We start from the raw sequence: 22,850 nt of genomic DNA on the forward strand, positions 1-22,850 counted from the left end.
CTTGTAGCCAAATTATTAAAAGGACTCACCCGTATGGCCGGCCACTCGAAATGGGCCAATATTCAGCACCGCAAAGGTCGTCAAGACGAAAAACGCGGCAAGATTTGGACCAAACTCATTAAGGAAATTACCGTTGCAGCTAAGTTGGGCGGCGGAGATCTTGCAACTAATCCTCGTCTTCGTTTAGCTGTTGATAAAGCCAAAGACTCCAATATGCCAAACGATAACGTGCAAAGAGCTATTCAACGTGGCACTGGCACTCTAGAGGGCGTGAGTTATGAAGAGATTCGTTACGAAGGTTATGGCATCAATGGTGCCGCCATCATTGTGGATTGCTTAACCGATAACCGAACTCGCACTGTTGCTGAAGTTCGTCACGCTTTTAATAAAAATGGTGGCAACATGGGAACTGAGGGTTCGGTTGCTTTCTTGTTCAAGCACTGCGGCCAAATGCTATTTGCACCTGGCACTAGCGAAGATAAACTCATGGAAGTTGCTTTAGATGCCGGCGCAGATGATGTAATCACTCACGATGATGGATCACTCGAAGTATTAACACCCGTTCCCGAGTTTCCTAAGGTTCAGGATGCCATCACAAAAGCAGGTTTGAAGGCAGAACTTGCTACCGTTGCTATGCGCCCTGAAACAGAAATTGCACTTGAGGGTGAGCAGGCAGAAAGTATGCAGAAATTACTCGATGCTCTTGAGAACCTTGACGATGTGCAAGAAGTCTTTACAAACGCAGCCCTTTAAACTTTTATCAGCTCTTTTATTATGAAAATTCTTCTCGTTGGATCTGGTGGGCGCGAACACGCATTAGCCTGGAAACTGGCGCAATCTCCACAAGTACAAACGGTATATGTTGCACCCGGTAATGGTGGCACAGCCACTGCCAAAAAAGCAGCTACCGGTATTGAGAATTTACCCATCACCGGCCTACAAGAGCTTGCTGATTTTGCCAAGCGTGAAAAGATTCACTTAACCGTTGTAGGACCCGAAGCTCCATTAGCTGCAGGTATTGTGGATGTATTCCGCAATAACGGCTTACGGATATTTGGGCCAACCCAATTGGCAGCGCAACTTGAGTCTTCAAAGGACTTCTCTAAGGCATTTATGAAACGCCATGGCATTCCAACAGCGGACTACCAAACCTTCTCTAATGCATTAGAGGCTCATGCCTACATTGATGCTAAGGGCGCACCAATTGTGATTAAAGCTGACGGATTGGCTGCTGGCAAAGGCGTTGTAGTAGCCATGAGTCTAGAGGAAGCTCATGCTGCAGTAGACATGATGTTGGCCGACAACAAACTCGGCAATGCAGGCGCCCGCGTCGTGATTGAAGAGTTCCTCACTGGTGAAGAGGCTAGCTTTATTGTTCTTGTTGATGGTAAGAATGTTTTAGCATTAGCAACTAGCCAAGATCACAAACGCCTATTGGATGCAGATCAAGGTCCCAATACTGGAGGCATGGGCGCGTACTCCCCTGCTCCTGTTGTCACCCCAGAAATTCATGCGCGTGCATTACGTGAGGTGATCATGCCAACGGTTAAAGGCATGGAGGCAGATGGCCTGCCCTATACCGGCTTCTTGTATGCTGGCCTCATGATTACTCCTGATGGCAAGATCAAAACACTTGAATTTAATTGTCGTATGGGTGATCCAGAAACTCAGCCGATCATGGCACGCTTACGTAGCGATCTCGTGAATGCTCTGGATCATGCGGTCGATGGCAAATTAAATGAAGTGGAACTTGAATGGGATCGTCGCACTGCATTAGGCGTTGTACTTGCCGCACACAACTATCCGGATACCCCGCGTAATGGCGACGTCATTACTGGTATTCCCGCTGATACTGACGATCAAGTCACATTCCACGCAGGTACGAAATTGCAAGATGGCAAAGTAATCACTTCAGGCGGACGCGTGCTGTGTATTGTCGGTCTAGCGGATACCGTTCGTGGCGCACAACAAAAAGCTTACGAGGCTATTCATAAGATTCAGTTTGATGGCATGCAATATCGCAAAGATATTGGCTATCGTGCAATCAAATAATTTTAGAAATCATCAACCTTTGTCAATACAACATACACAAATGGATATTGGAGCCTTAAAAGCATATTTTTTAGACTTACAAGATCGTATTACTAGTGCAATGAGTGCATTGGATGGGAAAGTATTTGTTGCAGACGAATGGCATAAACCTGAAGATAGCAAACTCAAGGGGTACGGGCGCACTTGCATTTTGGATGACGGCAATATTCTTGAGAAAGGTGGCGTTGGCTTCTCTCACGTACGCGGTGATCAGATGCCACCATCCGCATCCCATCACCGCCCTGAATTAGCAGGTCGCAGTTTTGAGGCTATGGGAGTCTCTCTGGTTTTTCATCCGCACAACCCGAAGGTTCCAACCACCCACATGAATGTGCGCTGCTTTATTGCGCAGGCACCTGATAAAGAGCCGGTATGGTGGTTTGGTGGCGGCTTTGATTTAACACCCTATTACGGCGTGGATGAAGATTGCAGGCACTTTCACCAAACTGCGAAAGATGCTTTAGATCCATTTGGAACTGAGCTCTATCCGCGATTTAAAAAATGGTGCGACGAGTATTTCTATCTCAAGCATCGCGAAGAGCCTCGCGGTATCGGTGGTGTTTTCTTTGATGACTTTAATGATCTTGGCTTTGATAAAAGCTTTGCCATGACGCGCGCAGTTGGGGATGCTTTTATTGACGCCTACCTACCCATCGTTGAGCGACGTCATCAGGACACTTTCACTGCGGAAGAAAAGTCATTTCAAGAATATCGTCGTGGACGTTATGTGGAATACAACCTGATCTTTGACCGTGGCACGATCTTTGGCTTGCACTCGGGTGGGCGAACCGAATCCATCCTAATGTCGATGCCCCCAGTAGTCCAGTGGTGGTACAACTGGCATCCACAGCCCGATACACCCGAGGCCAAGCTTTATGAGCACTACCTAAAGCCACGCGATTGGCTAGCTTGAGCGCTTCAAATTGAGTCAGTTGAAAAAAATCGGCATCCTCGGTGGCACCTTTGACCCGCCACATATTGGCCATCTCAAACTTGCAAGCCATTTTGCAAAACTGTTGAACTTAGATGTCTTACTTCTGGTTCCTAGCGGCGAGCCTTGGCAAAAGGGCTCTGGAATTACTTCTGCCGAAGTGCGGCTCCAGCTGACTGAAGCTGCTGGGATTGATTTAGCGCGTGCTCTCCTGTATCTCAATATACCTACTCAAGTAGGTGTTGATCGCATAGAGCTTGATCGTGCTGGCCCAAGTTACGCCATTGATACCGCTAAAGCCTTAAGAGAGCGCTTTGGCCCTGGGACAAGTTTAATTTGGTTAATGGGGGTAGATTCATTCAATGCTCTGCCCACGTGGCACTCGTGGCAAGGGCTAACTGATTACGTCAATTTAGCAGTCGCAAGCCGCCCAAATCATGAGCTTGCAATTGAGACAAATTCAGCAATACTAGATTTACTAGCCAAGCATCAGACAAAGGATATCAAGGCTCTTGAAAAAAGCGCTTCTGGCCACATCTATGTTGATGAAACGCTCGCGGTAGACCTTTCCTCTACCGCTTTGAGGCATCAAATACAAACCTCCAACCAAAACTCTGAACTTTCAGAGCAAATTCCATCGCATACCCTTGAAATCATTGCGAAACTGGGCTTGTATCAGTAATCAAGCTAAGATCCCCCATAACCTCTAAAGAAAATTAAATACACACCATGGATTTACGTAAATTACAGCGCGTCATTATTGATGCCTTAGAAGATGTTAAGGCGCAAGATATTCGTGTTTACGACACTACCAAGCTCAGCGAGTTATTTGATCGCGTCGTTATTGCGACTGGCTCTAGTAATCGCCAAACGCGCTCCTTAGCCATGTCGGTGAAAGAAGAGGTCAACGCCAAAGGTGGCGAGGTGATTTCTATCGAAGGTTTAGAAACTGGTGAATGGGTATTGGTTGATTGCGGTGATATCGTGGTTCATATCTTGCAACCAATGCTGCGCTCCTATTATCAGCTTGAGGGTATGTGGGGTGCCAAGCCAGTGCGTGTGAAGTTAGCTGGCGCTAAAGGGCTAGTCAAGGCTAGCGAATCTGAAGACGACGAGTAATTTTTGTTTAGTCAATGCGCTTAACCATTGTTTCAGTTGGCCACAAAATGCCGGAGTGGGTTGCCACTGCAACCCATGATTACGTCAAGCGCATGCCGGCTGACTGCAGTATTGAAATCAAAGAAATCAAACCTGACATTACCCCAGCAAAAGAAGCTGTCAAAATCTTGGCAGCTATTCCGAAGGGCTCACGAGTCATTGCGTTAGACGAGCACGGTAAAGATCAAACTACACAGAATTTAGCAACACAACTTACCAGTTGGCGCCAGGAGGGGTTTGACATCACCTTTTTGATTGGTGGCGCCGATGGACTAGATGCCAGCCTCAAAACAAATGCCCAAGCAATGTGGCGACTTTCTAGCCTCACCCTGCCTCACGCTATGGCCAGAGTTTTACTAGTTGAGCAGCTCTATCGTGCCTGGACGATACTGCAAGGCCACCCCTATCACCGCGAGTAATGCTGTGTATCCATTTATTTATCTTGCTTCCCAAAGTCCACGTCGCCAAGAACTCTTAAAACAAATTGGGGTGCGCTTTGAAATGCTTATTCCTCAAACTGGCGAAGATAGCGAAAGTATTGAAACACCCCTCCTCAATGAAAAAGCGCGTGCCTACGTAGAGCGAGTCACTTTAGCTAAAAGCGCAGCTGCACTAGAGCGTTGGGGGAAAAGTGACTTAGCTTGGGCGCCAATATTATGTGCAGATACGACAGTGAGCCTGCCCAATAGTGATCAAGGTGAAATTTTAGGTAAACCCGCAGATGCATTGGATGCTGAGCGTATTTTAAGAATGCTTAGCGGAAAATCCCATGAAGTATTAACTGCGGTTGCTCTGACCATTAATCCGAATGACGTACCTATTCATCTTGTACAGATTTCTGAGGTGAGATTTGCCGAACTTACGGATGCACAAATCCAGTCCTACATTGAGACTAAAGAGCCTTTCGGTAAGGCTGGTGCATATGGCATTCAAGGTGGTGCTAGCGCTTTTATTCCTGAGATCAAAGGTAGTTATAGCGGTATCATGGGGTTACCCCTTTATGAAACTGCTTTACTCCTAGACCGCGCTCAAGTTCAACGTATATGAATGAAGAAATTCTGATCAATATCACCCCGCAAGAGACGCGGGTTGCCTTAATTCAGCAAGGTGCGGTGCAAGAGCTGCAAATTGAGAGGACTCGTCAACGCGGTATCGTCGGCAATATTTACCTGGCAAAAGTAGTTCGGGTTTTGCCAGGCATGCAGTCTGCGTTTATTGAAATTGGTCTCGAGCGCACCGCTTTTATGCACGTAGCGGATATTACTCAAGGCAATCCACAGCCACAAATTGAAAAACTTCTTTTTGAGGGTCAAACTTTATTAGTCCAGGTATTAAAAGATCCCTTAGGCACTAAAGGGGCACGCCTAACCACTCAATTGAGTATTGCGGGTCGTAATTTGGTTTATCTGCCGCCAGCAGGAACAGATACAGCCACCGAAAAATACATTGGCGTATCTCAACGAATTGACCAGCCTGAGGAGCGAGAGGCGATTAAAGCTCGCCTTGCTAGCCTGATGACTGAGGATGAAAAAGGCGGCATCATTGTGCGCACCAGCGCCCAAGATGCATCCGATACTGAGCTGCAGCATGACTTGCGCTATCTCAGAACTACCTGGGAAAATATTCGGGAGGCTATGAAACAGAAGGCTGCCCCCAACCTTCTTTATCAAGACCTGAGTTTGGCCGAACGAGTATTACGAGATGTTGCAGGAGAAGAAACAACCCAAATTCGGGTGGACTCTGCAGAAAATTTTGAGAAGCTCAAGGGCTTTGCAAATCTCTACATGCCCAATCTATTAAGCAAGCTGATACTGCATCGCGGCGAGCGTGCCCTCCTTGATTTATTTGATGTTGATGCCGAAATCAACAAAGCCCTTGGCAGACGCGTTGATCTGAAATCGGGCGGCTATTTAATGATTGACCAAACAGAGTCAATGACCACGATTGATGTGAACACTGGAAGCTATGTAGGCGCTCGCAATCTAGATGACACCGTCTTTAAGACCAATCTAGAAGCCGCTCAGGCAATCGCTCGCCAACTGCGTTTACGCAATCTGGGTGGCATCATCATTATTGATTTCATCGACATGATTAGCAAAGATCATCAAGAGTCAGTTTTACATGAACTCAAGCGCAATCTAGAACGCGATCATGCGCGTACTTCAGTAAGTGAATTCTCGGCACTAGGTCTTGTAGAGATGACCCGCAAAAGAACCCGTGAATCACTAGCCCACATCACCTGTGAGCCCTGCGCAACCTGCATGGGCAAGGGTGAAATCAAAACCGCCCAAACGATTTGCTATGAAATTTTGCGTGAGATTGTGCGTGAGCATCGTCAATTTAATCCTCGCGAATTCCGCATCGTGGCCGCACCAGATGTGATTGATCTTTTCCTGGAAGAAGAGAATCAATTCTTAGCTCAGTTAGGGGACTTCATTGGCAAACCCATTACCTTGCAGGCAGAGGGTAGCTTCCGCCAAGAACAATACGATATTGTTTTAAGCTAAAAATTTAGGCGTTTGAAAATTGTATGCGGTGCAAGTTGGCATACAGGCCATCTTGCTGAATTAACTCTTCGTGAGAGCCGTTTTCCACAATCTTCCCGTGCTCCAGAACCACGATGCGATCCGCATGCTCAATAGTTGATAACCGATGTGCAATAACCAAAGTGGTTCTGCCAGCCATCAATCGCTCTAAGGCATCTTGTACTTGTCGCTCAGATTCAGAATCTAAAGCAGAGGTAGCCTCATCCAAAATCAGAATTGGGGCATTCTTGTAAATTGCCCTAGCAATAGCTAAACGCTGACGTTGGCCGCCAGACAGACGGTTGCCATTATCACCAACCATTGAGTCAATACCTTCAGGTAGCTCGCGTATCAGACTACTCAGATTTGCAGCCTCTAGAGCTTCCATAACACGACCACGATCGATGCCTTGTTCATTTGCGGCGCCATAAGCCACATTTGCTGCAATGGTGTCATTAAACAAAATAACATCTTGGCTCACAAAGGCTAATTGTTTGCGAACATCTGCAAGAACAATATCCTCCAGCGGAAGATCATCTAAATAGATATGGCCGCTTGTAGGCTTAAAAAATCTTGGCAGCAAATTTACTAGCGTTGATTTGCCACCGCCTGAAGGCCCAACAAATGCAACCACCTCTCCTGGCTTAATACTCAGATTGATATCAGTTAACGCATCTTTTCGGCCGACCTCTTGTTGGTATGAGAACCCAACATTCTCAAAACGAATCGCCCCTTTGGCTTTATCCAAAGACTTCATATTCAGCCTACGGTCCTCATCCTCCTCAAAGGGCTGGTCCATTAATCCAAAAATCATCTCTGCTGCAGTAAGACCGCGCTGTAAAGGTTGATTGATATCCGCAAGATGCTTTAAAGGGGAGATCACCAACATCATTGCGGTAATGAAGGCTGCGAAGCCACCAACAGTCGTACCTTCAGTAGCAGACTGCATTAAAGCGATGACCAACACGATCGACAGAGCCATAGAGGCTATCAATTGCGTAATCGGCTGATTGAGACCGCCCGCCACTGCTGATTTCAATGCAAATTGACGCAGACGCTCTGCCTTTTGCATAAAGCGATTCATTTCATACTCTTGGGCACCATGCACTTTGACAATTTTGTAACCTGCAGAGGACTCTTCAACGATATAAGCTAGCTCACTCGTCAGATTTTGCTGCTCACGATTAAGCGATCTTAGGCGTCGATTAATCTTGCTCATAATTAAAGCAATAACAGGAAAAATAAATAAAACGACTAGCGTTAACTTCCAGTTGAGATAGATTAAGTAGCCCATCAATCCCACCACAGTGAGAGAGTCGCGCACCAAGCTAATAAGCATGCTTCCCATGACGGATAGAACGTTGTTAACTTCAAAGACCACCGCATTAATGAGAGAAGATGCTGAATTTCTCTGAAAAAAAGTAGTTCCCGCATGTAATAAGGTCTGAAACATTTGCTCGCGCAATTTGAGCAGTACTGCATTAATAACTCGGGTAAGCAAATAGTTCGATAAAAACTGTGCCAAGCTGCGAACCAAGGCTAGACCAACCAAGAAAACAGGCACCTGCCACAATTTGCTATTGAGCTGACCGGTGAAGCCACGATCCAATAATGGCTTCATCAATGCAGGGATTGAGGTCTCAGCCCCTGCCACAAAAGCCATGGCTACTAAAGAGCCAATAATGAGCCCAATATGGGGCTTCAGATAGGTAATTAAGCGATTTAGAGCGGTACGGTCTTGAGCATTCATATAATGAATTATGCCCACCTTATCAGTCATACTCATCACCTGCAATGAAGAGGCCAATTTAGACGACTGTCTAGCCTCACTGGAAGGCATTGCCCAGCAGGTTGTCGTGGTCGACACCAATAGCTCTGACCGCACCCTAGAAATTGCCCAAAATCATGGAGCAACCATCGCCCAACCCCTTGATTGGCCAGGTTTTGGCCCTCAAAAGAACCGCGCCCTAGATTTAGCTACTGGAGACTGGGTTTTATCCCTGGATGCGGATGAACGGCTTACCCCTGCATTGCGTTCGGAGATTCTGACGGCTATTCACCATAGCGCCCATGTGGAGTGTTTTGCCATTCCAAGACTATCTTGGTACTGTGGCCGCTTTATTCGTCATTCTGGATGGAGCCCAGACTATGTAGACCGCCTTTTTAGGCGAGGGACCGCCCGTTTTTCAGATGACTTAGTACACGAGCGACTCATTCCAAATGGCGCTGTGGCAAAACTAGAAAACCCCATGCTGCACTACAGTTTTATGAATTACTCTCAGGTTCTCCAAAAACTGGATCGCTACTCCACTGCCTCTGCAGAGCAAGCATTCGCCAAAGGTAAAACAAGTAGCCCTCTTAAAGCAGTCTTACACGGCGCATGGGCTTTTATACGGACTTACATTGTTCGCGCTGGATTTTTGGATGGTGGCCAAGGATTTACTTTAGCCATGTCCAATGCTCAAGGAACTTACTATCGCTATATCAAGCTCTGGCATCTTCATCAGGAAGCTAGTAAATGATTTCCATTTTGTTGGCTACTTATAACTGGCCGCAAGCACTCAAGCTCTGCCTAGAATCTTTAGCCACTCAAACTGATCATCATTTTGAAATCATTATTGCCGATGACGGCTCGACCGAGAGCACCAAACAAGTCATTGACACATTCAGAGCCTCACACCCAATTTCAATTACTCACCTCTGGCAGGAAGACCAAGGCTTTCGTAAAACAAAAATTCTGAACCAAGCAATTGCTAGCGCTAAAGGTGATTACCTTATCTTTTTGGATGGTGACTGTATCGTTCAGCCTGATTTTGTAGCACGTCATCGCGAACTTGCACAAGAAGGTTATCTAGTTACTGGCAGTAGAGTTCTTCTGAATGAAAAGTTAACCCAGGAGCTACTCACCTGGAATACATGGGACTTTAAACGCTTTAGCTCCAACCTTATAAGCGAACGATTTAGCGGTGGAATCAATAAATGCCTGCCTCTCATGATTAAATTTGGTAATGGTGGGTGGCGCGACTATCAAAAATTTGTTTGGCGCCGCATTAAAGGTTGCAATATGGCCTGCTGGAAAGCGGATGCGCAAGCAATTGATGGCTTTGATGAAGCCATGACGGGCTGGGGTCATGAGGATGCAGACTTTGTGTTTCGCCTACAGCGTCACCACGTCAAACGTAAATCTGGCTCATGGGCCACTGAAGTACTACATCTCTTTCATAAAATTCATGATCAAAGTAATGCTGCCGAGAATGCGCGGCGTGTGCGTGAAAAGATTTTGGCAAAGGCAATATAAGCGTCTTGGATATGAGCAATTTTTCTACTCTTAAGCCGAAAAAAGTATTGTTCATCGCCACGCGGCAAATTGGCGACGTACTAGTCACTACCCCATTGATTAGCAAAGCCCGTGAACTATGGCCTAACGCACAATTTCATTTTCTGGGATACAAGGGCAAGCTTGACATGCTCAAAGGCAACCCAGATATTGCGGAAATTATCGAAACCTCTGACCGCCCTGGCTTTAGCGAATACCTCTCATTATTTAATAAACTCTTTCAGCGTTATGACCTTGCGTTTGTGACACAACCGAGCGATCGAGCATACATCTATGGTTTGGTAGCTGCTTTCCACAGAGTGGGCGTCTTAGGTGGGCACCCACAAGGCAAATTAGCTAACAAGTCTCACCAACAAAATGCTTGGAAAAAATTGATCTCTATGCACAACGTAGATGTAGATTATTTTTCACAGCATGTTATTACCGAAAAGCTACGCCTACTCGAAGTCTTTTTTAGAAATCCTGCTGAATTATTTTCTAAACCAATTGATGTAACTCCTCCTATCGGTCAGGCCTTAACGCCGATCATTGCCAGCCAATTAACTCAACCTTATGTTGTGATTCATCCAGGCCCCCTTACTGCTTATAAGCGTTGGCCACTAGCGCACTGGCAATATCTCATTGCTGATTTGGTGAGACGTGGCTATCAGGTGGTGCTCAGTGCCTCCCCTGCCAAACAAGACCTACAACTAAACCACGACATTTTGTCTTTACTTACTCCAGAGATTTGCGAAAAGGTCATTGATACAGCAGGTAAATTATCCATTCCTCAGGCGGGATCATTACTCAGAGGCGCTGCTTTGTATATCGGCGTAGATACTTCGATTACCCATTTAGCAGCAGCTTGCAACACGCCAACAATTACTTTATTTGGCGCCACTCCGCCCACTAATTTTGGGCCATGGCCAAATGGTTTTATTGGGAAACAACCTTATCAGCTGCGTGCACGCTCTCAAACTGTTGGCAACATTACCATTTTGCAAGGCCCTGGTGAATGCGTACCATGCCGCAAAGCGGGCTGTCTAGATCGCGCAGATGGTAACAGCGAATGTTTGGATTTACTGGAGCCCGCTCAAGTCATTGAGGCCATAGAAAAGCTTTTGATAAGCAAATAAAGCTTAGTGGTATTGAACCTGAACTGGATCTTTTTGTTTTGATGCAAGCAATTGGTTCAGGCTATGCAGGCAAGCATCATCAGGATATATACGCATCTCTTCAGGGAACTGCATCAAGCAGGCACCACCACTAGTAGTTACTGCCGCCGTTAACATCAAACCCTTCACGCCATCATTAGTATTGGGGGTGGGTGCATGAGGACTTTGTTTTGGATCTCTACTACGATTAGCCATGAGATAAGGCCCGATTTGACTTCGCAACATCCTGATATCCATAGCGGAATCCAAGCAGACATGAATATTTCGTGCGAAACGCATTCTTGCGCCGGTGATATCCATCACTGCCTCGGAAACAATTCGCATGCCTCCCGAGAATTTATCTGGGGTCACATTAACTTTGGCAACCAGCAATTCATCTTCTTTTAGCCACGAACGATTCGGCTCATAGACTTCGCTATACAAAGTCACCTCTAAAGCGGCTGTGCCATCATCAATTGTTGCAATCATCATACGTCCGCGCTGGCCTGTCAACATCCGCGCGGAGGTGACAATGCCAGCAATTAACTGATCCTTCCCTTCGGTAATCTTAGCCAGAGGTTGACGTATGAAATGAGAGGTCTCTTCGCGATAGGCGTCGAACATATGTCCAGTTAAGCAAAGTCCTAAGGCAGTTTTTTCTTCTTGGAGCCGTTTTTTCTCTGACCAAACAGGTTCACGCACCAACTCAGGTTGATGTGCATGATCTTCACCAGCCACCTCAAATAAACTGACTTGATGAATCGAAGCTTCTGCCTGCTCGGCAGCCTCAATTGCTCTAGCTAGTGATGCTAACAAGGTTGAGCGGATGTCATATAGATTACCGCCAGCCGATAGAGAATCTTTGTAAAGACTATCAAATGCACCTGCACGCATTAAAGCTTCAATAGCGCGACGATTCACTTGTCTACGGTCGACCCGAGCACAGAAATCAAATAAATCTTTAAATGGTCCGCCAGCTTGACGGGCTTTAACGATTGCTTCAATTGCTGCTTCACCAGTTCCTCTGACTGCACCTAGGCCATAACGAATATGACTGATTGGTGCATCAAGAGCCGCATCAGGCGCACGCAATGGTGTGAACTCATAAGCACCCGTATTGATATCAGGTGAGAACACTCGAATCTGGTTAGCCAAGCAATCGTCATAGAGAATCTTCACCTTATCGGTGTCATCCATTGCGAGCGATAAGTTGGCTGCCATAAATTCGGCAGGGTAGTAGGCTTTGAGCCAAGCAGTTTGATACGCCAGAAGGGCATAGGCAGCAGCATGGGATTTATTAAATCCATAACCTGCAAAACGCTCCATCAAGTCATAAATCTCATTGGCCTTGCCCTCAGAGATACCACCAGCCTTTGCGCCGTCACTAAAAATCTTGCGATGCTGCGCCATCTCCTCTGGCTTTTTCTTACCCATTGCGCGACGGAGCATGTCAGCGCCACCAAGTGAGTAGCCGCCAATCATCTGCGCCATCTGCATCACCTGCTCTTGATAAACCATGATGCCGTAGGTTTCGCGCAGAACAGGTTCAATACGAGGATCGGGATACTCTACTTTTTGACGGCCGTGCTTACGCTCAATAAAATCCGGAATCAAATCCATTGGACCGGGTCGATACAAAGCTACGAGAGCAATAATGTCTTCAAAGCGGTCAGGCTTAGCCTCACGCAGCATGCCTTGCATGCCGCGGCTTTCTAGCTGGAATACAGCAACAGTATTAGCTCTCTTAAGTACATCAAATGCTTTTTCATCATCTAACGGAATGTCGCTGATACTCCAATCCTTGCGATCAGCATGCAGGGCTTTAATCCAACGCTCAGCAGCAGCCAAAATCGTCAGCGTTGTTAATCCCAAGAAGTCAAACTTGACTAAGCCGATTGCTTCAACGTCATCTTTATCAAATTGACTAATAACGGAGCTGCTATCTTGATCTTTACTCTCTTGGGTGTACAGCGGACAAAAATCGGTCAGTCGTCCTGGAGCAATCAACACTCCACCAGCATGCATGCCGACGTTGCGAGTCATCCCTTCAAGCTGCTGAGCTAATGAAAGAAGCTGACGCACCTCATCTTCATTCTTTTCGCGCTCAGCTAATTGCTTCTCTTCTTTCTTCGCCATCTCAATAGTCATGTACTGACCTGGCTTATTAGGGACAAGCTTGGCAATCCCGTCAACAAAGTTGTAGCCCTGTTCTAAAACACGGCCCACGTCACGAATCGCCGCTCTCGCAGCCATCGTGCCAAAGGTAGCAATTTGACTCACAGCATCTTTGCCGTACTTATCTTTAACGTACTGAATCACGCGGTCACGACCATGCTGACAGAAGTCGATATCGAAGTCGGGCATCGATACCCGCTCAGGATTTAAGAAGCGCTCAAAAAGTAAGTTATATCGCAAGGGATCTAGATCCGTAATACCAAGCGAGTAGGCCACTAAAGAGCCGGCACCGGATCCACGGCCTGGACCCACAGGCACTCCATTATTCTTTGCCCAGTTAATGAAGTCGGCAACGATCAAGAAGTATCCGGGAAAGCCCATCTGTGAAATAGTCTTGACCTCAAATTCCAAACGCTCGTGATAACGCGGCATCTCTTTTGCGCGCTCTTTCGGATCCGGAAAGTTCCGTTCCATATGCCGCTTGAGGCCAATCTCAGATTGAGCAAGCAAATACTCATCTAGGGTGATGCCAGGAGGCGTCGGAAAATCAGGCAAACGTGGTTGACCTAATACCAAAGATAGATTGCAACGCTTCGCAATTTCAACAGAGTTTGCCAATGCTGCAGGTAAATCCTCAAAGCGCTTCTCCATCTCTTCTTGCGATAGGAAGTATTGCTCTTCATTAAATTTTTTAGCTCGGCGTGGATTACCTAACAGCTCACCTTCAGCAATACAAACTCTTGCCTCATGCGCAGTGAAGTCGCTCTTTTGCATAAACTGCACGGGGTGTGTTGCTACCACAGGAAAATCGAGTTGATTGGCTAAATGGCAAGCAAGTTGAAGTTGCTTTTCATCTTGCGGATGACCGCCGCGTTGCACTTCAAGATAGAAGGATTTGGGGAAGAGTTTTTCGTAACGTTTGGCGGCGATCTTGGCTTGGTCTTCCTGTCCCGCTAATAGTGCAACACCCACCTCACCCATGCGAGCACCAGAAAGCGCAATCAATCCGTATGCAAGTGTTCTCTTAGCTTTTTTATCTTCTGCTTTAGCGGCAGGTTCACTAAACCAGACCGGGTCTACTTCAGCACGACCGCGCGATTGATTGTCTAATGAGGCCCTGCTGAGAAGCTCACAAAGATTGAGATAACCCGAGTGATTCTGAACTAAGAGCAACAATCGATGAGGCTGATCAGGGTCTTGGGGGTTACTCACCCAAACGTCTGCGCCGGCAATGGGTTTGATACCGCCAGAGCGGGCAGCAGTATAAAAACGGACCAGGCCAAATAAATTACTTAAATCTGTAATAGCTAGGGCACCCATTTCATCTTTGACGGCAGCAGCGACTGCATCATCAATGCGCACGACTCCATCCGTAATTGAAAACTCGGAATGAATGCGAAGATGAACAAAACGGGGTGAAGCCATGAGATGATTTTAGCTGTGTCCAAGCTCAAAAACCCTCCCTCCCCAGCCGACGGCTATCGCGGGCGATTCGCCCCCTCACCTACTGGTCCGCTCCATGCGGGATCGCTGGTTGCCGCCCTAGGAAGTTGGCTGGATGCTCGTAAAAATGGGGGTAAATGGCTACTCCGAATCGAGGATTTAGACACCCCAAGATGCATCCCGGGTGCTGACCAGCAAATACAGGCCCAATTGCTCGCCTGTGGTCTTCTCTGGGATGAGGACACTAGCTACCAATCGGCACGCCAAGAGCTCTACCAAAGCGCTTTGGAGGTCTTAAATCACCAAGAACAGCTATACCCCTGTCATTGCTCTCGGCAGATGATTGCCAACACTCTGGCCGCACTGCAAATTCAAACACCTCGCAATCAAGAAATGGTGTATCCCGGTACCTGTAAACCAGAGTCACCAAGAGGATATTCTTATGGGTTACTCAATAACACCAAGAGTGCTTGGCGCCTTTCCTTACCCAAAGATTGCCAAATTCATTTTGAGGACATGCTCCTTGGGCCACAAGACCAAGATCTGAATGAACAAGTAGGCGATTTTGTTCTTAAACGAAGTGATGGTCTTTTTACTTACCAATTGGCCGTTGTAGTGGATGATGCGCAACAAGGTATTACACATGTCGTGCGCGGCGCAGACTTATTGAGCAATACCGCCAGACAAATATATTTGCAAAATATCTTGGGCTACAAAACTCCGCACTACAAACATCTACCACTCGTATTGGATGAGCATGGTGAAAAATTGAGCAAGCAAACCTTAGCTACTCAGATCAATACTCAAGATGCAGCGCATGCACTTGCAGAGCTGCGCAAGGCAGCAAAACATTTAGGGCTAGTTGGATTACCTGACGGCGAGAGAATCACCATTGCAGAGTGGCTCTTAGCAGCGACTCGTGCTTGGATTTAATCACTTCTTTGCTCTTTACTTCTTTTTAAAACCGCCTAATAAGGCGCCTACTGCTGGCTTAGCAGCAACATTACCCACTTTTTTCTCTTCTGGCTTAAGTATGTCACCAGCTGGCAGTGACGTGGCGCTGGGCTCGTAGGGTTTATAGAAAAATGGATCCGCCATCTTGGCTGACGCAGCGCTACTAGATGATGGCTTTGCGTACGAAGGAGTCCCTTCAGGCAAAGGCTTAATATCCAACTTACGCTTCATTAATTTTTCAATGTCATCAAGCAGACGCTTTTCACTGTCATCCACTAATGCAATTGCATCCCCTTTGCTACCGGCACGACCAGTTCGACCAATGCGGTGAATAAAGTCTTCAGCGTTATAGGGAAGTTCGTGATTAATCACGCAAGGCATATCCGGAATATCCAAACCCCGTGCTGCCACATCGGTGGCTACCAAAGCTTCAATAGCGCCAGATTTAAATGCATCCAAGGTTAAAGTGCGCTCGCCCTGACTCTTATCACCATGAATTGCACCTGCTTTAATGCCATCACGCTCTAGTGCTCGCGCTAACTTCGCACAGCCCAAGCGACTATTGGTAAAGATGATGCACTGACGCGATAGACCTTGGCGTGTTCGGTTCTCTAGGACCTTCACAATCGCACGCTGCTTGTCGCCCGATGAAACCATATGCACTACTTGCTTAACCGTATCCGCTGCAGCATTCTGACGCGCCACTTCGACTGTGACTGGAGTGCGCAAATAACTCTGCGCCAACTTCTTAATCTCAGGCGAGAAAGTTGCTGAGAACAATAAAGTTTGTCTTTGAGCAGGAATCAAATTAATGATGCGCTGTAAGTCTGGTAAGAAGCCCATATCAAGCATACGATCGGCTTCATCTAAAACCAGAATCTCCACTTGCGACAGGTTAGCCACTTTTGAACCAATGTGGTCTAACAAGCGTCCTGGGGTGGCAATCAGGATTTCTATGCCATTGCGCAAAATAGCAACTTGCTCTTTCATATCTACGCCACCGTAGACCACAGCAGCTCGTAAATCGGTGTGCTTAGAATAGCTAGCGGCATTCTCAGCCACCTGTACAGCTAACTCTCTAGTTGGCGTCAATACAAGAGCACGAATCGGATGACGTGCAGGCGACGCGCTGTTACTGGCGTGACGCAAAATCTTTTGAATGATTGGTAATACAAAGGCCGCTGTTTTGCCGGTGCCCGTTTGGGCAGCGCCCATCAAGTCGCTTCCCGCTAATACATGGGGAATGGATTGCGCTTGAATCGGAGTGGGAGTGTTATATCCCTGTTCAGCAACCGCTTTTTGAATCAGCGGGTCTAAACCAAAATCAGCAAAAGTGATTGTTACTGGAGAGGTAGCGACAGAAGCAACTGCGTCACTAACCCCCGTAGATGAATGTATTTCAGTAGCAGTATTTGTCAAGGTAACTTACAGAATGGCTGCGATGCCGGCCTTAGCGGTTTCAGCATCTTCAGTCGATTTAACGCCGGAAACGCCGACTGCGCCGATGGTAAACCCGTTTACCTCGATATTGACGCCGCCCTCTAACATGCCCGAGATATGTGGGGCAGATAAGAAAGAGGTACGACCGTTATTAATAATTTCTTCATAAACACGGCTCTCGCGTTTACCCATTGCAGCTGTACGTGCTTTTTCTTGAGCAATGTAAGCAGATACAGGAGCACAACCGTCGCGACGAATTAAACCCAGCATATGGCCACCGTCATCACAAACTGCAATCGTTACTGCCCAATTGTTTGCGGCAGCATGTTTGTTTGCAGCGTCCAAAATCTTTTGAACATCAGCTTGTGTAAGGTATGGTTTAGTTGCCAACATGTTGAATCCTTTTAAAAAACTATTGTCTCGAATTTGTTTTATCTGATGAAATTGCCATCAATACAAGTGCCTGAATTATAAAGGGTGTAGCTAGACTCACGGCAACTAGCCTAGCCCCACCCAATCTACATCCAATGGCGACTATTTGAGGAATTCCTGGGCGGCCACTACCCCACTAGCCTTAGGTTTAAAGCCCATTGATCCCAAACTCATCTCAACGCCACTCAAAGCAGCCATCAGACTCAATTCATTGCAATCGCCTAAGTGGCCAATGCGGAATGCTTTGCCCTTAATTTTTCCGAGGCCTGTGCCCAAAGAAAGATTGAATTTCTCCAAAGCATGTTTGCGCAATTTATCCGCATCCATACCTTCAGGTGTAGCAATACAAGTGAGTACTGGAGAGTAGCAATTTTTATCTTGGCATTGAATTTCTAAACCCCATGCATTGACTGCTTCACGACATGCTGCAGCCAAACGTTGATGGCGTGCAAAGATTGTGTCTAAACCTTCGGCCATCATCATATCTATCGCTTCATGTAAGCCGTACATTAAATTAGTACTTGGGGTAGTTGGCCAATAGCCATTTTTATTGGACTCCAAGATTTCATCCCAAGCCCAATACGATTTTGGATAAGTACTTTTTTTACTCGCTTCAATTGCTTTGGGTGACAAAGCATTAAAGCCAATACCGGGTGGCAACATCAGCCCTTTTTGCGAGCCAGAGACGGTTACGTCAGCGCCCCATTCATCATGCTCATAGTCCGCAGAGCCAAGCCCTGAAACGCTGTCGACTAATAGCAAGGCAGGATGTTTAGCATCGTCAATTGCCTTGCGGACTGCAGCAATATTGGAGGTAACCCCAGTAGAGGTTTCGTTATGCACTACACATACCGCTTTAATCTGATGCTGAGTATCGTTGCGCAAACGCTCAGCGATTACGGATGCATCCACGCCCCAGCGCCAAGAATCCTGGCCAGGCTTACCAACTACTTCCACATTTAAGCCAAGACGTTGAGCAAGTGCACGCCATAAATTGGCGAACTGACCTGTTTCATAAAACAATACAGTATCACCAGGATTGAGAACGTTTACTAAAGCACCTTCCCATGAACCCGTTCCTGACGCAGAATAAATAATCACGGGCTGCTCTGTTTTAAAAATCTTTTTAATACCATCTAAAACCTTCAAACCGAAAGCGCCAAACTCAGGCCCACGATGGTCGATGGTTTGGTAACTGATGGCACGCAATACGCGTGGAGGAACTGGGCTTGGACCAGGAATGTGTAAGAAATGGCGTCCTGAGGCGTGGTTATCTAGTTTCAACATGCTTTGTCTCACTGTAGGTATGTTTATGAAGAAAATGAGTTTCTAGCACTAGTGTATGACAATTTTTAGCAATTTCCTATTTTGTATACAAAATAAATCTAAATTTAGGCATTAAAAGTGATTATTTATGCTTTATGATGGCTAATTGGTATTTTTGTATACAAATTTAGGACTCCGGAGAGATGGCTAGCGAATCAGCTCAATCCCAAAATCTGCATGAGGCAACCCTGCAAAAACTGAGATCTCTCTTGGTTGAAGGAAAAATTGCGCCTGGCAGCAAGCTGAATGAGCGCGAGCTAGCTGAAAGCCTAAACGTTTCTCGCACCCCGATTCGCGAGGCAATTAAGCGTTTAGCTGCTGATGGTTTGGTGGAACTAATCGCTAACCGTGGTGCCATTGCAGTACAACTCAGCCTCGAAGACGTGATTCATACCTTTGATGTGATTGCAGACCTTGAAGGATTTTCAGGGGAATTAGCTGCAAACAATATTAGCGCTGCCGCTCTCTCCGAATTAGAGGCACTTCAATATGAAATGATGGCCTCGTATGCGCGTCGTGATTTATCGAGTTATTACAAACTCAACCTGCGCATTCATCATCTGATTAATCAAGCAGCGAACAATCCTGTGCTGTCGCGCCTCTTCTCACAGGTAAACGCCCGCATTGAAGCTTTACGCTTTCGCTCTAATCAAGATGGCGTGAAATGGGAAAAGGCTGTAGAAGAACATCAAGAGATGCTTGATGCCCTCAAAGCCCGTGATAGCAAGCGTATGCGCAAGATCATGATTCAACACGTACAAAACAAACGTGATGTTGTGGTCCAACTATTAGAAGCAGAAGCTGCAACTACAACAGCAGCGGAGACAGTCAAATGAATAAACCTTTAGAGCTGAAAGAGTTGATGATTGATCAAGCTCAACTCACCAAGCGTCTTCGGCAGGAAACTTCTGGTGAGGTAATGACCGATAGCGCTAGCCGTGGGCGCTATGCAACAGATGCCTCTATTTACCAAGCAATGCCAGTAGCTGTGTTCGTACCGAAGACCGCGGAAGATATTGCTACTGCCATCCAAATTGCTGCTGAATTAGGTGTTCCCGTTCTACCTCGGGGTGGTGGCACTAGCCAATGCGGTCAGACTACTGGCGCAGCTCTTGTCATTGATAACACTAAATACTTTAGAAATGTACTCGATCTCAATATTGATCAGGGCTACGTAGAGGTTGAGCCTGGGATGGTGCTCGATCACCTCAATGGCTCACTCAAACAGCATGGTCTCTGGTATCCAGTGGATGTCTCTACCGCTGGTCAAGCAACAATTGGCGGTATGGCTGGCAATAACTCTTGCGGTAGCCGCTCTATTGCTTACGGTAATATGGTGCATAACGTTTTAGGCATTAATGCATGGATGGCCAATGGCAAGATTGGAGAGTTCGGTAACTATGCCAACAGCTCTGGTGTAGCAAAGCAACTTGGTGACTTCGTTAAAGATCTAGCAAACAATCTTCAACCCGAGATTGAGACGCACTTTCCTAAAGTCTTGAGACGAGTTGCCGGATATAACTTAGATATTTTTCATCCACAAAGCGAACTACCTTACACAAAAGACGGTAGCGTTAACTTGTCACATCTTTTAGTAGGAAGCGAAGGCACACTTGCCTACTTCAAATCCCTCAAACTTAAACTAGCACCCCTACCAAAACATAAAGTATTGGGTATTGTGAACTTCGCTAGCTTTTATAAAGCGATGGATAGTGCTCAGCATATTGTCAAACTAGGCCCTACTGCTGTTGAGCTGGTCGATCGCACCATGATTGATCTAGCACGTAGCAACCCCAGCTTTAAGAAAACCATTGAAACCGCACTAATTGATCACACTGCACAAACACCTGAAGCAATATTGTTAGTAGAGTTCTCTGGTGAGGCTCATGCCCCCTTGCTTGAGAAGCTTAAAGCGCTCGAAGAGCTCATGGGTGACTTGGGCTTAGCAGGTTCAGTAGTCCCAATGTCAGACGCCACTCTGCAAAAGAATTTGTGGGAAGTTCGCAAGGCAGGTTTGAACATCATGATGAGCCTAAAAGGGGATGGCAAACCAGTGAGCTTTATTGAAGACTGTGCTGTGCCCTTAGAGAGTTTGGCTGATTACACCCAAGCTTTAACTGATGTCTTCTCTAAATATGGTTCACGCGGCACTTGGTATGCGCATGCTTCAGTTGGCACTTTACATGTCCGCCCTATTTTGGATATGCGTAGAGATGGTGCGCAGAAAATGCGTTCTGTTGCAGAAGAAGCCTCTGCATTGGTACGCAAATACAAAGGTGCCTATAGCGGTGAGCATGGTGATGGACTATGCCGTGGTGAATGGATCTCCTGGCAGTTTGGTCCGAAGATCACCGAGGCCCTTGCAGAAATCAAGCATGCATTTGATCCCAAGGGATTATTCAATCCAGGCAAGATCATCAATCCACCGAAAATGGATGATGCAAGCAATTTCAGATTTCCGCCAAGTTACAAAGTGATTCCATTGCAACCAGCATTAGATTGGTCCGCCTGGAATGTGCAAAATAATCCTATTACAGAAGAAACAACTGCACCAGGCACTGGTGGTGACCCCGCTATGGGTCTGGCAAAAGCAGTGGAGATGTGTAACAACAATGGCCACTGCCGTAAGTTTGATGCTGAAGTGATGTGCCCAAGCTATCGCGTAACTCGCGATGAGAAACACCTCACCCGTGGTAGAGCAAATACATTGCGCCTTGCGCTATCCAATCAACTCGACATTAAAGACGAGAGCTCACCGCTAGGTAGCGATGCGATTAAAGAAGTGATGGAACTATGCGTCAGCTGCAAAGCCTGTCGTCGTGAATGCCCTACTGGCGTAGACATGGCAAAGATGAAAATTGAGTTCTTGTCTGCCTATAAGATAAGAGTTGGTCACTCTCTTCGAGACTTAGCGGTTGCCTATCTTCCGAAATATGCCGCGACGATTAGCAGAATTCCTTTTTTACCAGCAATACTCAACTTACGAAATCACATTGCACCAGTTACTAAGTTACAAGAATGGATGATGGGCATCTCCGCCCAGAGAAGCTTGCCAATTTGGAAGAGTAGGACTTTCTGGAGTGAATCCAAAACAGCATCCCCTTATCAATATAGCGCCGATGAATTATCCAAGCAAAAAGGGGTGGTACTTTTAGCTGATACCTTTAATGCTTACTTCGAAGACGAGAATCTGATGGCGGCGATAAAAGTACTTACTGCTGCAGGCTATCGCATACATATTCCGCATAAGAGTGAAATTAAGTCAACTAATAAAGCACCAAGCACTTGCTCAAAAGAGTTTTGCTGTGGCAGAACCTATCTCGCTGCAGGCATGGTTGATAAAGCTAAGGAAACATTGGGTGAACTCTTAGATCACCTGGCTCCCTACGCAGAAAAGAACATCCCTATCATTGGCCTAGAGCCCTCATGCCTCTTTACCCTAAAAGATGAAGCATTAGTAATGGGCTTTGGGGAAACTGCTATTACTGTATCGAAGCATGCGCAACTTTTAGAAGAGTTTTTAGCGGGCGAAGTCAAAGCAGGAAATCTCAATCTAACACTAAAGCCTGCCAGCAAGCCTGTGCTATTTCATGGTCACTGCCATCAAAAATCTTTTGCGGCAGTAACACCTGCAATGGAGTTACTCAAACTGATTCCAAATGCAGAACCCAAGTTAATTGAATCCTCTTGCTGCGGTATGGCGGGTAGTTTTGGTTATGAGGCTGAACATATCGAAGTTTCTAAGCAGATGGCTGAAGTAAGTCTGTTACCAAGTATTCGCAAATCACCCGATAGCTGGGTAGTGGCTGATGGTACGAGCTGCCGTCATCAGATTGCCGATGGTACACAAAGGGAAGCGGTTCATATCGCCAGAATCTTGGCGGCACATCTTTGATCATTCAAAG

Annotated in this window: 18 protein-coding genes and 1 pseudogene; 14 read left to right on the forward strand and 5 right to left on the reverse strand. The window is 46.5% G+C overall.

What is annotated here, in order from left to right; translation table 11 throughout:
• Positions 1 to 33 precede the first annotated feature (33 nt).
• The 8 genes and pseudogenes from ICV38_RS06585 to rng all read left to right on the forward strand — a co-directional run bounded on the left by ICV38_RS06585 (position 34) and on the right by rng (position 6,687).
• Positions 34 to 753 carry a YebC/PmpR family DNA-binding transcriptional regulator gene (locus tag ICV38_RS06585; protein ID WP_215378521.1) on the forward strand — a complete coding sequence of 240 codons (720 nt, stop codon included), beginning with the start codon at positions 34 to 36 and terminating at the stop codon, positions 751 to 753.
• 21 nt (positions 754 to 774) lie between these two features.
• The gene (purD, locus tag ICV38_RS06590) at positions 775 to 2,052 is read left to right on the forward strand and encodes a phosphoribosylamine--glycine ligase (protein WP_215378522.1); all 1,278 of its coding nucleotides are present in this window, start codon (positions 775 to 777) and stop codon (positions 2,050 to 2,052) included.
• A gap of 40 nt (positions 2,053 to 2,092) precedes the next feature.
• Positions 2,093 to 3,004, forward strand: coding sequence for an oxygen-dependent coproporphyrinogen oxidase (gene hemF / locus ICV38_RS06595; RefSeq protein ID WP_215382827.1), 912 nt, complete (start codon positions 2,093 to 2,095; stop codon positions 3,002 to 3,004).
• A gap of 10 nt (positions 3,005 to 3,014) precedes the next feature.
• A complete protein-coding gene (locus ICV38_RS06600) occupies positions 3,015 to 3,704 on the forward strand; it encodes an adenylyltransferase/cytidyltransferase family protein (RefSeq protein ID WP_215378524.1) in 690 nt (229 codons plus the stop codon).
• A 47-nt stretch (positions 3,705 to 3,751) separates the two neighbouring features.
• A pseudogene (gene rsfS / locus ICV38_RS06605) lies at positions 3,752 to 4,138 on the forward strand (ribosome silencing factor); the annotation flags it as partial.
• A gap of 17 nt (positions 4,139 to 4,155) precedes the next feature.
• Positions 4,156 to 4,599, forward strand: coding sequence for a 23S rRNA (pseudouridine(1915)-N(3))-methyltransferase RlmH (gene rlmH, locus ICV38_RS06610; RefSeq protein WP_215378526.1), 444 nt, complete (start codon positions 4,156 to 4,158; stop codon positions 4,597 to 4,599).
• Positions 4,600 to 4,603: 4 nt separating this feature from the next.
• The gene (locus ICV38_RS06615) at positions 4,604 to 5,227 is read left to right on the forward strand and encodes a nucleoside triphosphate pyrophosphatase (protein WP_215378528.1); all 624 of its coding nucleotides are present in this window, start codon (positions 4,604 to 4,606) and stop codon (positions 5,225 to 5,227) included.
• On the forward strand, positions 5,224 to 6,687 hold the full coding sequence (rng, locus tag ICV38_RS06620) for a ribonuclease G (RefSeq protein WP_215378529.1): 1,464 nt from the start codon (positions 5,224 to 5,226) through the stop codon (positions 6,685 to 6,687). The genes ICV38_RS06615 and rng overlap by 4 nt, the downstream gene beginning before the upstream one ends.
• Positions 6,688 to 6,691: 4 nt before the next feature.
• On the opposite strand, the gene msbA is transcribed toward rng, so the two are convergent.
• Positions 6,692 to 8,455, reverse strand: coding sequence for a lipid A export permease/ATP-binding protein MsbA (msbA, locus tag ICV38_RS06625; protein ID WP_215378531.1), 1,764 nt, complete (start codon positions 8,453 to 8,455; stop codon positions 6,692 to 6,694).
• Positions 8,456 to 8,465: 10 nt separating this feature from the next.
• Here msbA and ICV38_RS06630 point away from each other — a divergent pair, with 10 nt between their 5' ends.
• The 3 genes from ICV38_RS06630 to ICV38_RS06640 are packed head-to-tail and all read left to right on the forward strand — an operon-like array spanning position 8,466 to position 11,157.
• Positions 8,466 to 9,227, forward strand: a complete 762-nt coding sequence (locus ICV38_RS06630) for a glycosyltransferase family 2 protein (protein ID WP_215378533.1) — start codon at positions 8,466 to 8,468, stop codon at positions 9,225 to 9,227.
• Positions 9,224 to 10,003 (forward strand): glycosyltransferase family 2 protein, encoded by a 780-nt coding sequence (locus ICV38_RS06635; RefSeq protein ID WP_215378535.1) that lies wholly within the window; start codon positions 9,224 to 9,226, stop codon positions 10,001 to 10,003. Before ICV38_RS06630 ends, ICV38_RS06635 begins: the two co-directional genes overlap by 4 nt.
• A gap of 11 nt (positions 10,004 to 10,014) precedes the next feature.
• Positions 10,015 to 11,157, forward strand: coding sequence for a glycosyltransferase family 9 protein (locus ICV38_RS06640; RefSeq protein WP_215378537.1), 1,143 nt, complete (start codon positions 10,015 to 10,017; stop codon positions 11,155 to 11,157).
• Positions 11,158 to 11,160: 3 nt separating this feature from the next.
• Here ICV38_RS06640 and dnaE read toward each other — a convergent pair whose 3' ends face one another.
• Positions 11,161 to 14,775, reverse strand: coding sequence for a DNA polymerase III subunit alpha (gene dnaE, locus ICV38_RS06645; RefSeq protein WP_215378539.1), 3,615 nt, complete (start codon positions 14,773 to 14,775; stop codon positions 11,161 to 11,163).
• 3 nt (positions 14,776 to 14,778) lie between these two features.
• On the opposite strand from dnaE, the gene gluQRS reads away from it, so the two are divergent.
• Positions 14,779 to 15,726, forward strand: coding sequence for a tRNA glutamyl-Q(34) synthetase GluQRS (gluQRS, locus tag ICV38_RS06650; protein WP_215378541.1), 948 nt, complete (start codon positions 14,779 to 14,781; stop codon positions 15,724 to 15,726).
• Between the two features lie 15 nt (positions 15,727 to 15,741).
• Here gluQRS and ICV38_RS06655 read toward each other — a convergent pair whose 3' ends face one another.
• The 3 genes from ICV38_RS06655 to ICV38_RS06665 all read right to left on the reverse strand — a co-directional run bounded on the left by ICV38_RS06655 (position 15,742) and on the right by ICV38_RS06665 (position 18,906).
• Positions 15,742 to 17,166, reverse strand: a complete 1,425-nt coding sequence (locus tag ICV38_RS06655; protein ID WP_215378543.1) for a DEAD/DEAH box helicase — start codon at positions 17,164 to 17,166, stop codon at positions 15,742 to 15,744.
• Between the two features lie 6 nt (positions 17,167 to 17,172).
• Entirely contained in the window at positions 17,173 to 17,577 is a 405-nt protein-coding gene (locus ICV38_RS06660; RefSeq protein ID WP_215382829.1) for a heme-binding protein, read from the reverse strand.
• A gap of 144 nt (positions 17,578 to 17,721) precedes the next feature.
• Positions 17,722 to 18,906 (reverse strand): alanine--glyoxylate aminotransferase family protein, encoded by a 1,185-nt coding sequence (locus ICV38_RS06665; RefSeq protein ID WP_215378545.1) that lies wholly within the window; start codon positions 18,904 to 18,906, stop codon positions 17,722 to 17,724.
• Between the two features lie 182 nt (positions 18,907 to 19,088).
• On the opposite strand from ICV38_RS06665, the gene ICV38_RS06670 reads away from it, so the two are divergent.
• Positions 19,089 to 19,781 (forward strand): GntR family transcriptional regulator, encoded by a 693-nt coding sequence (locus ICV38_RS06670; RefSeq protein WP_215378547.1) that lies wholly within the window; start codon positions 19,089 to 19,091, stop codon positions 19,779 to 19,781.
• Positions 19,778 to 22,840: an FAD-binding and (Fe-S)-binding domain-containing protein gene (locus ICV38_RS06675; protein ID WP_215378548.1), complete on the forward strand. Its 3,063-nt coding sequence runs from the start codon at positions 19,778 to 19,780 to the stop codon at positions 22,838 to 22,840. Before ICV38_RS06670 ends, ICV38_RS06675 begins: the two co-directional genes overlap by 4 nt.
• Positions 22,841 to 22,850 lie beyond the last annotated feature (10 nt).

The sequence above is a fragment of the Polynucleobacter sp. MG-6-Vaara-E2 genome, assembly GCF_018687695.1.
Lineage (GTDB): Bacteria > Pseudomonadota > Gammaproteobacteria > Burkholderiales > Burkholderiaceae > Polynucleobacter.